The 13120-nt window shown below is 68.8% G+C and carries 14 protein-coding genes; 12 read left to right on the forward strand and 2 right to left on the reverse strand.

Annotation, left to right across the window (positions count from 1 at the left end; genetic code table 11):
- From B1964_RS03625 to ccsB, 8 genes are all read left to right on the forward strand, one after another.
- On the forward strand, positions 1-343 hold a 343-nt coding region (locus B1964_RS03625), incomplete at its 5' end, for a helix-turn-helix domain-containing protein (RefSeq protein WP_139765614.1).
- Positions 340-1236 (forward strand): SGNH/GDSL hydrolase family protein, encoded by an 897-nt coding sequence (locus B1964_RS03630; RefSeq protein ID WP_079928889.1) that lies wholly within the window; start codon positions 340-342, stop codon positions 1234-1236. The genes B1964_RS03625 and B1964_RS03630, both read left to right, overlap by 4 nt.
- Positions 1237-1305: 69 nt before the next feature.
- Positions 1306-2643, forward strand: coding sequence for a glutamate-1-semialdehyde 2,1-aminomutase (gene hemL / locus B1964_RS03635; RefSeq protein WP_020172252.1), 1338 nt, complete (start codon positions 1306-1308; stop codon positions 2641-2643).
- Positions 2643-3269, forward strand: a complete 627-nt coding sequence (locus tag B1964_RS03640; RefSeq protein ID WP_006372682.1) for a histidine phosphatase family protein — start codon at positions 2643-2645, stop codon at positions 3267-3269. The genes hemL and B1964_RS03640 overlap by 1 nt, the downstream gene beginning before the upstream one ends.
- Positions 3270-3396: 127 nt before the next feature.
- The gene (locus B1964_RS03645; protein WP_079928890.1) at positions 3397-4074 is read left to right on the forward strand and encodes a TlpA disulfide reductase family protein; all 678 of its coding nucleotides are present in this window, start codon (positions 3397-3399) and stop codon (positions 4072-4074) included.
- Positions 4071-4859 carry a cytochrome c biogenesis CcdA family protein gene (locus tag B1964_RS03650; RefSeq protein WP_020172251.1) on the forward strand — a complete coding sequence of 263 codons (789 nt, stop codon included), beginning with the start codon at positions 4071-4073 and terminating at the stop codon, positions 4857-4859. The genes B1964_RS03645 and B1964_RS03650 overlap by 4 nt, the downstream gene beginning before the upstream one ends.
- Positions 4856-6565 carry a cytochrome c biogenesis protein ResB gene (locus B1964_RS03655; RefSeq protein ID WP_079928891.1) on the forward strand — a complete coding sequence of 570 codons (1710 nt, stop codon included), beginning with the start codon at positions 4856-4858 and terminating at the stop codon, positions 6563-6565. The genes B1964_RS03650 and B1964_RS03655 overlap by 4 nt, the downstream gene beginning before the upstream one ends.
- Before the next feature lie 56 nt (positions 6566-6621).
- Positions 6622-7650: a c-type cytochrome biogenesis protein CcsB gene (gene ccsB / locus B1964_RS03660; RefSeq protein ID WP_079928892.1), complete on the forward strand. Its 1029-nt coding sequence runs from the start codon at positions 6622-6624 to the stop codon at positions 7648-7650.
- Positions 7651-7738: 88 nt separating this feature from the next.
- On the opposite strand, the gene B1964_RS03665 is transcribed toward ccsB, so the two are convergent.
- Together B1964_RS03665 and B1964_RS03670 are read right to left on the reverse strand one after the other, a co-directional pair.
- A complete protein-coding gene (locus B1964_RS03665; protein ID WP_079928893.1) occupies positions 7739-7951 on the reverse strand; it encodes a hypothetical protein in 213 nt (70 codons plus the stop codon).
- A 189-nt stretch (positions 7952-8140) separates the two neighbouring features.
- Entirely contained in the window at positions 8141-8362 is a 222-nt protein-coding gene (locus B1964_RS03670; RefSeq protein WP_079928894.1) for a BldC family transcriptional regulator, read from the reverse strand.
- Between the two features lie 391 nt (positions 8363-8753).
- Here B1964_RS03670 and B1964_RS30895 point away from each other — a divergent pair, with 391 nt between their 5' ends.
- The 4 genes from B1964_RS30895 to B1964_RS03690 form a co-directional block, all read left to right on the forward strand.
- Complete coding sequence (locus B1964_RS30895) at positions 8754-9026, forward strand: DUF4229 domain-containing protein (protein WP_210738916.1); 273 nt, start codon at positions 8754-8756, stop codon at positions 9024-9026.
- Between the two features lie 19 nt (positions 9027-9045).
- Complete coding sequence (locus B1964_RS03680) at positions 9046-10176, forward strand: PLP-dependent cysteine synthase family protein (protein ID WP_014359044.1); 1131 nt, start codon at positions 9046-9048, stop codon at positions 10174-10176.
- A 66-nt stretch (positions 10177-10242) separates the two neighbouring features.
- The gene (locus B1964_RS03685) at positions 10243-10947 is read left to right on the forward strand and encodes an ABC transporter ATP-binding protein (RefSeq protein ID WP_043456278.1); all 705 of its coding nucleotides are present in this window, start codon (positions 10243-10245) and stop codon (positions 10945-10947) included.
- Positions 10944-13120, forward strand: a 2177-nt coding sequence (locus B1964_RS03690; protein ID WP_079928896.1) for an FtsX-like permease family protein, incomplete at its 3' end; no start/stop codon positions are given. The genes B1964_RS03685 and B1964_RS03690, both read left to right, overlap by 4 nt.

Consider the following 13120-nt stretch of genomic DNA (forward strand, 5'->3'; position numbering starts at 1 on the left):
CCTGGCCTGTCGCTCGGCCGCGGTGGGGCAACTCGTCGACCTCGACGACGCACAGTCGCTGCTGGCGGTCGACCCGGTGCGACAAGCGTTGGCCGACAACCACGATCGGCGTCTCGCGCCGATCCTCGACCACGATCGCCTCCAGGGCACCGCGCTGCACCGGAGTCTGCTGGCGTATCTGGAGGCCAATGGCAACTGGGGGAGTGCGGCCACCGCACTCGGCGTGCACCGGCACACCCTGCGCAGCCGGATCGAGAGGGTCGAGGACATGCTCGCCATCGACCTCGCCGATGCCCGCACCCGCGCCGAACTGCTGCTGATGATGCTCGGGGCCGACGCATGAGGCGCGGGGCGCTCGCCACGCTGCTCGCGGCGCTGCTGATCCTCGTGGTCGGCTGCGGCGCCGACGACGGATCTCCTGCGCCATCGTCGTCGGCCCCGAGTTCGACCGGCACCGCTCCGGCCGCGACGGCATATGTCAATCTCGGCGACAGTTACGCCGCGGGCGCCGGAGTCCTTCCGGTGCAATCGGATTCGCCGTTCCTGTGTCAGCGGTCGGCGATCAACTTCGCCCACCTCGTCGCCGCGCAACGTCGGCTGCCGCTCACCGACGTGAGTTGCTCGGGCGCCGACACCGCCGACCTCACCACCAGCCAATACTTCGGCATACCACCACAACTCGACGCGCTCGGACCACAGACACGGCTGGTGACGCTGATGCTCGGCGGCAACGACGAGAACACCTTCGGCGGGGCGATCAGCAAATGCGGCGACGCGATCGCCGACAGCCCCGGAGTCCCCACCGGTTCGCCGTGCCGGGATCGTTACGGCTCGGAGTTGACCGCACCCATCGACGCCGAGATCTATCCGGCCCTCGTCGACGGCCTCACCCGGATTCGCGCCCACGCCCCGAATGCCCGCGTCGTCATCGTGGGCTATCCGTGGATTCTGCCCGCCACGCAGGGCTGCTACCCGGCGATGCGCGTCGCGCCCGGTGACGTGCCGTACCTGCGTGGACTGCAGGCCGACCTCAACGACGCCGTGCGCCGCGCCGCCGAGAAGACCGGCGTCACCTTCGTCGACATGTCGCAGGTGTCGCAGGGCCACGACGCGTGCGCGGGTGCGGCGCGCTGGATCGAACCGCAGCAGGGCACCACGGCGCGGATCACGGTGCATCCCAACGCCCGCGGCCACGAGGCCATCGCGGCGCAGATCGAGGCTGCGCTGGGGCGGTGAGCACGCCCCGGCAGTGCCCTGACCAGGCCGAATTTCTCTCACTCGGTGCCATTTGGAACACTGGAGGCCGTGAGCAGATCCGCCGACGTCGCCGTGAAGTCCAGTGAGCTGTTCGAACGGGCGCAACATGCGATCCCCGGTGGGGTCAACTCACCGGTGCGTGCGTTCTCCGCCGTCGGCGGCGATCCCCGATTCATCGCCTCGGCCACCGGCTGCACTCTGACCGACGTCGACGGCAACACCTACGTCGACCTGGTGTCGTCGTGGGGGCCGATGATCCTCGGTCACGCCCATCCCGCCGTCGTCGAGGCCGTGCAGCGTGCCGCCGCGGGCGGACTGTCGTTCGGCGCGCCCACCGAATCCGAGGTCGAGCTGGCCGAGGAGATCATCGACCGCGTCGACCCGGTGCAGCGGGTGCGGTTGGTCAACTCCGGCACCGAGGCGACCATGTCGGCGATCCGGCTGGCCCGCGGCTTCACCGGCCGCCCCAAGATCATCAAGTTCTCCGGCTGCTACCACGGCCACGTCGACGCACTGCTCGCCGACGCCGGCTCTGGTGTGGCCACCCTCGGCCTGCCGACCAGCCCCGGTGTCACCGGCGCCGCCGCCCACGACACCCTCGTGTTGCCCTACAACGACCTCGATGCCGTCGCGAAGGCCTTCGAGGAATTCGGTGACGACATCGCCGCGGTGATCACCGAGGCCGCCGCGGGCAACATGGGTGCGATCGCGCCCATCGACGGTTTCAATGCCGGTCTGCGTGACCTCACCCGCCGGCACGGCGCCCTGCTGATCATCGACGAGGTGATGACCGGATTCCGGGTCAGCCCGGCCGGCTGGTTCGGGCTCGAGGGTGTCGGCGCCGACCTCTACACCTTCGGCAAGGTGATGAGCGGCGGCCTGCCCGCCGCGGCCTTCGGCGGTCGCGCCGACGTCATGGAGCGCCTCGCGCCGACCGGTCCCGTCTATCAGGCGGGCACGTTGTCGGGTAATCCGGTGGCCGTCGCCGCCGGCCTGGCGACGCTGCGGACCGCCGACGCGGCGGTCTACTCGGCCCTCGACGCCAACGCCGACCGCCTCGCCGGCCTGCTCACCGACGCCCTGCACACCGCCGGGGTGGCACACCGCGTGCAGAAGGCCGGCAACCTGCTCAGTGTGTTCTTCACCACAGACGGCGCCGCCGACACCCGCATCGTCGACTACGCGGGCGTGAAGGCAACCCAGACCTGGCGTTTCGCGCCGTTCTTCCACGCGCTACTGGACGCCGGTGTGTACCCGCCGCCCAGCGCGTTCGAGGCCTGGTTTGTCTCGGCGGCGCTCGACGAGGATGCTTTCACTCGAATTGCCGACGCGTTGCCGGCCGCTGCGCGGGCCGCGGCAACCGCGCCCACTCCCGGGGAGAGCTGATGCACACGATCGTTCACATGATGCGCCATGGTGAGGTGCACAATCCCGACGCCATCCTCTACGGACGGCTGCCCGGCTTCCATCTCTCCGACACCGGTCGCGCTCAGGCCCGCAAGGTCGCCGACGCGCTGGCCGACCACGACATCACCGCCGTGTTCGCCTCCCCGCTGCAGCGCGCACAGGAGACCGCCGGACCGATTGCCGCCGCGCACGACCTGCCGATCCTCACCAACGACGAGCTCATCGAGGCCGACAACATCTTCGAGGGACTCAAGGTCTCGGTCGGCGACGGCGCGCTGCGCAAGCCGCGGCACTGGCCCAAGCTGCGCGACCCGTTCACCCCGTCCTGGGGCGAGCCGTACATCCAGCTCGCGCACCGGATGCTGGCCGCGGCCAACAAGGCCCGCGACGCCGCCCGCGGCCACGAGGCCGTCTGCGTGAGTCATCAGCTGCCGGTGTACACGTTGCGCCGCTTCCTCGAGGGCCAGCGGCTCTGGCACGACCCGCGTCGTCGCCAGTGCTCGCTCGCGTCGTTGACCAGCCTCATCTACGACGACGACGCCCTCGTCGACATCATCTATTCCGAGCCGGCCGGTGCGTCGGATCCACTCGTGACCGGTGCTTGAGCAGGAGAGTGTTGAACGCGTGAGGGTGCGAGATCGTGGTGGTCGTGACGTGTGTCCGACGCCGTCGGAACGAGGCCACCGGCACCCCTCGCGACCCCGCGTCCGACTTGTCGTAAACGCACGAGTGATGAGAATCGTTGCCGCACTGCTGGTCTCGCTCGCGCTCGGCGTGGCGTTGACCGCGTGCGGTACCGGTGACGACGCGGTCTCGCAGGGCGACACCTTCCAGTTCGTCTCGCCCGGTGGGCAGACCGTCATCACCTACGACCAGGCCGACCGCAAACACATCGCCGATGTCTCCGGCGAGAACCTGACGACCGGAAAACCGTTGTCGCTCAGTGATCCCGAGTTCGCCGACAAAGCCGTCGTGATCAATGTGTGGGGCTCGTGGTGCGGCCCCTGCCGCGGTGAGGCCGCCGCCCTCGAGCAGGTCTACGAGCAATACCAGGGCCAGGGCGTCAACTTCCTCGGCATCAATCTGCGTGACAATCGGCAATCGGCACAGGATTTCGTGGACGACCGCCACGTCGGGTATCCGTCGATCTACGACTTCGCCGGGGCCTCGCTGGCCGCGCTGACCACCCCGACGTCGGTGGTGCCGACGACGATCGTGCTCGACCGGCAGCATCGTCCGGCCGCGGTGTTCCTGCGCGCGGTCAGCGCCGACGAACTCGGCGCGATGGTCGGCAAGGTGATCGCCGAGGACCCGGCACCCGGTGGTTCCGCGGCGTCAAGCACTTCCACGGCGCCCGCGTCGTCCACCCCTGCGTCTGCCGCTCCGTCGTCTGCCGAGGTGCCCCAGTGAGCGGTATCGGACAGACCTTCGCCGACACGGTGTCCTCCGGGCCGCTGCTGCTCGGGGTGGCCGCGGCGGCGGTCGCCGGGATGGTGTCGTTCGCCTCACCGTGTGTGGTGCCGCTGGTCCCGGGTTATCTGTCGTATCTCGCCGGACTCGTCGGTGCCGAGGCCCCCGCGGTCACCGTCGGCGAACCCGCCAAACGCGGTCGCTCTCGCGTGGCGATGGCCGCCCTGCTGTTCGTCCTCGGGTTCACCGTCGTCTTCGTCGCCGCCACCGCGACGGTGATCGGTTTCACCAGCACCGTCATCGTTAATCACGAACTGCTGCAACGCATCGGCGGGGTGGTCACCATCGTGATGGGGTTGGTCTTCATCGGCCTGATCCCGATGATGCAGCACGAGGTGCGGATGGCCCCGCGGATGGTGTCCAACATCGTCGGTGCCCCGTTGCTCGGTGCGGTCTTCGCGCTCGGCTGGACGCCGTGTCTCGGGCCGACGCTGGCCGCGGTCATCGCCACCGCGTCGGGCACCGAGGGGGCGACCGCCGCCAAGGGCGTCACCCTGATCATCGCGTACTGCCTGGGTCTGGGTATCCCGTTCGTGGTGCTCGCGTTCTCCTCGGCGTGGGCGTTGCGCAGCCTCGCCTGGCTGCGCAATCATGCCCGCGCCATCCAGGTCTTCGGAGGTGTCATGTTGATCCTCGTCGGTATTGCGCTGGTCACCGGACTGTGGGATCAGTTCATCGTCTGGGTGCGCGACGCCTTCATCACCGATCAGGTGTTGCCGGTATGACCCGCGCCGACACCGCGCTCGCCGACCGCCCGGCCCAGCCCAGCCCGCCCCGCCGCCCGCATTGGGTGCTGCGTCGGGTGCTGTGGCCGCTGCGCAACCTGTGGCGGTCGCTGACCTCGATGCGCACCGCGCTGGTGCTGCTGTTCCTGCTCGCGCTCGCCGCGATCCCCGGCGCTCTGCTCCCACAGCGCGAGCTCAACGAGCAGAAGACGCTCAAGTACATCTCCGACCACGGCACCCTGGGCACGTGGATGGACAAGCTGCAGCTGTTCGACGTGTTCTCCAGCGCCTGGTTTACCGCGATCTATGTGCTGCTGTTCGTCTCGCTGGTGGGATGCCTGACCCCGCGGCTGATCGAGCACGCCAAGAGTCTGCGCGCCAAACCGGTTGCCGCGCCCCGCAATCTGAGTCGCCTGCCGCGCCACCTCACCACCACCGTCGACGGTGATCCCGAGGAGATCGCCGAGCGGGTCTCGACGAACCTGCGGGGTTGGCGACGCAACATCGTCGTCCGTGACGACGCAGCAACACGCGACGACGCGGCAACAGGCAAGGTCGTCGAGGTCTCCGCGGAGAAGGGGTATCTGCGCGAATTCGGCAACCTGGTCTTCCATTTCGCCCTACTCGCCCTGTTGGTGTCGATCGCGCTCGGCAAGCTCTACGGCTACGAGGGCACCCGCAGTCTCGTCGCCGACGGTGAGGGCCTGTGCAACACCTCGACCGCGGTGTACGACTCGTTCCGGGCCGGCGCGATGGTCGACGGCACCGACCTCAATCACTTCTGTTTCAAGGTCGACGCGTTCTCGGCGACCTTCCTGCCCAACGGTCAGCCCGACATGTACGACGCGACGATGTCCTACACCAAGGGCGCCGGCACCTCCGCCGGTGACTGGCATCAGACGTCGGTGAAGGTCAACGACCCGCTGCGGGTCGCCGGCGACCGCGTCTACGTCCTCGGCAACGGATTCGCCCCGACGTTCACCGTCCCCTTCCCCAACGGGGAGAAGCGCACCCAGACCGCCCTGTTCATCCCCGACGAGCTGCAGACGATGCTCTCCTCCGGCGCGGTGCGCTTCGACACCCCGGCGGGGCTCTACCCCGACGAGGACGTGCGCCGCAAGAACCAGATCGCCATCGAGGGACTGTTCGCCCCGACCGCGGATTACCAAGGGACCCTGCTGAGTTCGTCGTCGCCCGTGCCGCACGACCCGCAGGTCGCGATCCGGATCTACAAGGGCGACACCGGACTCGACACCGGCCTCCCGCAGAACGCCTATTCGCTCGATCAGAGCCTCATCAACCAGGGCAGGCTGCAACGACAGGCCCAGGTGAACCTCGCCAAGGGCGCCAGCACGACCCTGGCCGACGGCACCGTCGTCAGCTTCGACGGCTACCAGCGTTGGGTGTCGGTGCAGGTCTCGCACGACCCGGCCCAGGACTGGGTGCTGGTGTCGGCGGTGGCGATGCTGATCGGTCTGCTGGTGTCGCTGCTGGTGCGCCGACGCCGGATCTGGGTGCGGCTGGTGCCGGCCGATCCGGACCGGACGGGCACCGGCAACGGCAAACGACGTACGGTAGTAGAAATCGGCGGCCTCGCCCGGACCGATCAGGCCGGTTGGGGCGAGGGTTTCGAGGAGCAGGCGGCCGGGTTGGTGGAGCCCGGCGGTGGCTCGGCGAAACGCATGTCGAGGTGGCGCAAACTCTGAGACGGGCGCACCCACGGCGGCCGCACGTTCTTCCGCAGGACTGATGAGGTGAATCGATGAACACTGGTACAGAGCACGTCGACGAGACGCTCGCCCGGTACTCCGACCTGCTGTTCGGAACCGCCATCACCGTCTACGTACTGGCGATGCTGCTGTTCCTCGCGGCCCTCGCCGGCGCGCGGACCAGGCGTCTGGCGTCCAAAGAACTCGTCGGGGCGGCCGTCGGGTCGAGCGCCACCGGAGCCGGTGCCTCCGGGGACCGCACCCCCGGCAAGATCGCCGATACCGCGCGCCGCCGGACCTTCTCCGAGACCCTTGGCGCCATGGCCTATCCGGTGGTCTTCGTCGGCCTGGCCGCGCATATCGCGTCCATCATCTGCCGCGGGATGGCCGTCGATCGTGCGCCCTGGGGCAACATGTACGAGTTCATCTCGCTGACCTGTGCGGCCGGTGTCGTCGCCGGTGTCGTCGTGCTCCGCAAACCCGCGAACCGGCCGCTGCTGTCGTTCGTGCTGGTCCCGGTCGCGCTGCTGATGTTCATCGCCGGCACCGAGCTCTACACCCAGGCCGCCCCGGTGGTGCCCGCGCTCAAGTCGTACTGGCTGGCCATCCACGTGTCGATCATCTCGGTGAGCTCCGGCGTCCTGCTGGTGTCGGGGGTGTCGAGCATGCTCTACCTCGTCAAGATGGCGTGGGGCGAGAAGGCCGAGTCTCTCGAACGCACCGAGACCGGCGCCAAGGGTGCGGTGATGCGGCTGGTCGCGCACATCCCGGGCGCCGACGCCCTCGACCGCCTCGCCTACAAATGCGTCGTCTTCGGCTTCCCGCTGTTCGGTCTGGGCGTCATCTGCGGCGCCATCTGGGCCGAGTCCGCGTGGGGACGCTTCTGGGGCTGGGACCCCAAGGAGACCGTCTCGTTCATCGCCTGGGTGATCTACGCGGCCTACCTGCACGCGCGGGCCACGGCCGGCTGGCGCAACACCGCGGCCGCCTGGATCAACGTCGCAGGCTTCGTCGCGATGCTCTTCAACCTGTTCATCATCAACCTGGTGGTCTCCGGCCTGCACTCCTACGCAGGCCTCTGAGCAGCCCGCACGCACACGAATGCGCCCCCGGAGGAAGACTCCGGGGGCGCATTCGTGTCGGTATCGGGGTGAGGCCGATCAGTGATCGTCAGTGCTGGTGATCGTCTGGGTCGGACCCGTTGGTACCGCGGCTGCGACGGTCGAGATCCATCAGGAACTCGGGATCGTCGTCGGGGCCGACCGGACCGCGTTTGGCGGCCGGTACGCGTGTGCCGTCGTCATCGATCAGGCTGGAACCGAAAACGCGCCACAACAGAAAACCGACGGCCATGATGCCGACCAACGTGAGTAGAAATGCCATGGCAACCTCCCACTCACCACATTACGCGACGGTAGACGCGAGATGCGTCGTCCGACCGACGTCAAAAGTGCAGGTGTCGGGCGGCACTCAGGTGGTACGGCGTGTGCGCACGTGTGCGCCGATGGCGTGGCCCGGTCGGCGTCGTGTGGACGGCGACACCGACCGAGCCTGCCGAGGCTGTGGTGACTCTCAGGGCACGCGACGGTTCAGCAGGGCGACGACGTCTTCCTCGCGGAAGCGACGATGCCCGCCCGGGGTACGGATCGAGCCGAGGATTCCGGAGCTGGCCCACCGCGCGACGGTCTTGGGGTTCACGTTGAACATCGACGCCACCTGTCCGGGGGTCAGCGTGTGCTGGCTCGCCATGCCCGGGGTGATCATCGACAGCGGGTTGGAGTGAATTGCGGTCATGGGAGGACTCCCTCGTGTGTCCGTGCCGAGAACCTGACGCTCTCGGACCCTTCGCGCGCAGTCGCACGCTGACTCAATGAATACACGCAAAACGCCCAGGTACTCGAACCGTCAGCGGTAGGTAAAGAGAGTGCAAAGAAGCCTGTGACCTGCGCACACGTCCGACCAGTGCCTTTTACGTCCCCTTTGCCGACCCCGGTGACACCCTTGGTACAAAGTGGGCCCTCGACCGCTCCTCGACGTGCACGCCGACCGGGCGCACTTTTGCGTCGATCGGGCGCTCGCTCTCACCGCTCGCCCCTCACCGACCGGGCAGACCGCGGCGGGCCGCCGGGCCGCGCCACAACGTACGCTGGTCGCCGTGAGTGAAGAGCGTAAACCGCAGGTCGGTATGGGCAGCCTCCTGGCGTCCATCGGCCTGTACACCCTGGCCCGTCTCGTGTTGGTGGTCGTGGTCGCCGCGATCATCATCGGCATCGGCAAGCTCGCGGGCGTCAACGTGCCGCTGCTGGTGGCCGCGGTGTTCGGGGTCCTGATCGCGCTGCCGCTGGGCATGGTCGTGTTCAAATCGCTGCGCACCCGCGTCAACACCCAGATCTCCGCCGTCGACGAGCAGCGCCGCAAGCGCCACGACGAGCTGCAGTCGAAGCTGCGTGGCAGCTGACCCGAGCCGACCCGAGACGATGAGCCCCGCACGCACCATCGACATCGATCGCCGCGCCGACCGCTCCTGGGCCGACAACGCGGTCCGGCTGATCGAGGCCGACGCGCGCCGCAGCGCCGACACCCATCTGCTGCGGGTGGAGCTACCCGACTGGTCGCGCTGGACCGACGCCGACGGCACGCCGGGCGGCGTCGACCTGTACCTCAAGGACGAGAGCACCCACCCGACCGGCTCGCTCAAGCATCGATTGGCGCGATCGCTGTTCCTGTATGCGATCTGCAACGGCTGGATCACCGAGGGCACCACCGTCATCGAGGCGTCGTCGGGATCGACCGCGGTCAGCGAAGCCTATTTCGCGCACCTGATCGGCGTGCCGTTCCTCGCGGTGATGACGTCGTCGACCTCGCCCGCCAAGACCTCCCTGATCGAACGAGAGGGCGGCCGTTGCCATTTCGTCGAACGGCCGGCGCAGGTGTACGCCGAGGCATTGCGTCTCGAGGCCGAACTCGGCGGCCACTTCATCGACCAGTTCACGATGGCCGAGCGCGCCACCGACTGGCGTGGCAACAACAACATCGCCGAGTCGATCTTCGCGCAGATGGCCGACGAGGAGTACCCGATCCCGACGTGGATTGTGGTCGGCGCGGGCACCGGCGGCACGTCGGCGACCCTGGGCCGCTACCTGCGCTACCGCCGTCACCCCACCTGGCTGGCCGTCGTCGACCCGGAGAACTCGGTGTTCCTGCCCGCCTACGAGAGCGGCGACGGCACCCTGACCTCCGAGATCGGTTCGCGCATCGAGGGAATCGGCCGCCCGCGTGTCGAGCCCTCCTTCGTCTCCCAGGTCATCGACCGCATGATCGGCGTCCCCGACACCGCCTCCATCGCCACCGCCCGCTGCGTCAGCGAACGACTGGGCCGCCGCGTGGGCGGGTCCACCGGCACCAACATGTGGGGCGCACTGAAACTGGTCTCGGAGATGGTCGGCGGACGACAGTCCGGCAGCGTCGTGACCCTGCTGTGCGACCCCGGAGAGCGGTACAGCACAACATATTTCGACGATGACTGGCTTGCCGCCCAACAGCTCGACCTCACCGCGCCGACGAGCGTCCTCGACGAGTTCTTCGCCACCGGTCGGTTCACCGGCTGATCCGGGAACGCCGGCCGCCGCGACGTACACCGACGCCCGCGCCACCGCGCTCGCTACCATCGACCCATGGCCGTGGGGGAGCGCAACCTCGTCGAGGCAGTCGACGTCGTCCGTGAATACCAGTTGGGACAGGAGCGGGTACGCGCCCTCGACGGGGTGAACCTGACGCTGCCCGGCGGGCAGTTCGTGTCGATCGTCGGCCCCTCGGGCGCCGGCAAATCGACGCTGCTGCACGTGATGGGCGCACTCGACACCCCCACCTCGGGGTCCATCCGCGTCGACGGCGTCGATCTCGGTGCCCTCGACGACAACGCCGCCTCCGAGTTCCGGCGCCATCGCGTCGGCTTCATCTTCCAATTCTTCAATCTCGTCCCGACGATGTCGGCGTGGGAAAACGTTGCGCTGCCCCAACTTCTCGACTCCAAGTCGCTGCGCCGGGCCAAACCCCGCGCGGTCGAGCTGTTGGAGCGGGTCGGTCTCGGTGACCGCATCAACCACCGGCCGTCGGAGCTGTCGGGCGGGCAGATGCAGCGCGTGGCGATCGCCCGCTCGCTCATCATGGAACCGGCGATCCTGCTCGCCGACGAGCCGACCGGAAATCTCGACTCCACCACCGGACAGTCTGTGCTGCAACTGCTCTCCGACGTCGCCCACGGTTCCGGTGCTCATGACGAGCACGCCGGCCGGCTGGTCGTCATGGTGACCCACGACGAGCACGCCGCTGCGGTCGCCGACACCACGATCACCGTCCGGGACGGAAAGATCGCGTGAGCGCAGGCGCCGGTGGTCTCGTCGCCGGGTTCCTCGCCGGCTTCACCCGCATCCGGGTGCTCAATCTGCGCGAGATCCGGACCCACCGGATGCGCGTGTTCACCTCGCTCAGTGTGGTCGTGGTGTCCTCGGCGTTGCTGGTCGCGGTATTGGGCACCTACGGTTCGTTCACCGCGTCGGTGCGGGCCTTCAACTCGGCGATCTCCGGTGCCGCCGACCTCGAGGTCGCCGCCATCGCCGATTCCGGTGTCGACGCGGGCCTGGCCGCCGAACTGCGTCGTGACCTGCCCGACGCCAAGGCCGTGGTCCCGCTGATCCGCGGGTCGATCACCGTGGGCGGCACGCAGATCCCGTTGCTGGGCTCCGACTTTCGGGTCACGGCGTTGTCGGGGGATCTCGCCGCCGCGCAGGGCGGGGTGTCGATCTCACCGGCCGACCTGGAGGACGGGATCATCGCCGGACCCGCCACCGGACTACGTGAGGGACAACAACTCACGATCGGTGACGACGAGGTACGCGTCGCCCGGGTGGTCACCGGTCCCGACGCCGACGAGCTCAACGAGGGTAGGTACGCGTTCGCGTATCTGCCGCTGGCGCAACGTCTCACCGACCTGGCCGGCCCGGCGGGCACCGCGGGCCGGGTGACGTCGATCCTCCTCGTCGCCAAGCCGGGAGCCGACGTCGGACATCTGCGCGCGGAGGCCACTCGCGTCGTCGACGGTCGAGCTGTCGTGGTGAACCCCGACTTCCGGGCCAAGCAAGCGGAATTGGCGAGCTCGGTGACCCGCGACTCGACGCTGCTGGTGGCGTTGGTGTCGCTGGTGATTGCTGCCTTCCTGGTGTTCAACACGATGAACATGGCGGTGGCCGCCCGGCGCCGATCCCTGGCGATGGTGCGCGCGTTGGGTGCCCGCCGCACCCACCTCGTCGGTGACATGCTCGGCGAGGCAGCGTTGTTCGGCATCGTCGGCGGTGCGATCGGGGTACCCGTCGGAGTTCTCGCCGGACGCTGGGCGGTCTCCCAAGTCCCGGAGACCACCCGCGACGGGGTGACCATCGCGATCACGTACCACTTGCCTGCGTATGTACCGGTCGTCGCGATCCTCGCCTGCGTCGTCTCCTGCGTCGGTGCGACGAGTCTGGCTGCGCGATCGGTGTTCTCGGTGTCCCCGGTGGAGGCGATGAGTCCCGGCGAGGTCGCCGACGGCGTGCCCCGTCGTGGTGTGGCGGTGTGGGTGGCGGGACTCGTCGGCGTCGCCGCGGTGATCGGCGCCTGGATCATCGTGTTCACCGTCCCCGGTAGGCCGGCCATCGTTGCCGGCGCCGTCTACGCCATCGGTGCGTTGCTGATCTGCTTCGCGTTCACCCGACCACTGGTCACCGCAGTGGTGCTGTTGGCCAGGGCATTCCGCGGCCCGGGCCGCCTGGCGTCGGTGAACACCGGGCGCGCCCCGCGTCGTGCGTGGGCCACCCTGATGACGGTGGCCGTGGCGATCGCCGTCGGTATGGGAACCTCGGGAGCCCTGGACAATCTCGTCTCGTCGATCTCCACCTCCCTCGACGGCCTCGGCGATCCGGACTTCTACGTCTCCTCCTCCACCGAGGACGAGGTGCCGCTGGGCCCTGTCCTGCCGCCGCAGATCGCCACCGAGGTCGCCGCGGTACCCGGGGTGAGCGCGGTGATCGGCGGGCAATGGGCCAACGTCAACATCGGTGAGGACCGCGCGCTCGTCCAGGGCCTGGTGCCCGGCTCACGCGCCCCGTTCATGCGCAAGGCGAGCCCCGACGCGGTCCGTCAGGTCCTCGCCGGCAACGGGATCATCCTGTCGAATGTGCTCGCCCGTGCCCTCGGCGTCCACACCGGCGACGTCCTGCGCATCGCCACGCCGACGGGCTACCAGCAGACGGTGGTCCGCGACACCGTCGACTACGTCGCCATCGACTCCGGCACCGCCGCGGTCTCGAGCGCCCTGCTCGGCCGCTGGTTCAACCGGCCCGGCGACACCTATCTGCAGGTGATCACCGCGCCCGGCGCCGACAAGACCCAGGTGCGCGCGGCCCTCGACCGCATCGCTGCGCAGATCCCGCTCGACGGCGGACTGCACGCCCACGTCTACACCGGGGCCGAGGCGCTGGCCGCCACCCAACGCCAAGCCCAGCAGGCCGGCGGCTT

The sequence above is a fragment of the Gordonia sp. i37 genome, from assembly GCF_002043085.1.
Lineage (GTDB): Bacteria > Actinomycetota > Actinomycetes > Mycobacteriales > Mycobacteriaceae > Gordonia > Gordonia polyisoprenivorans.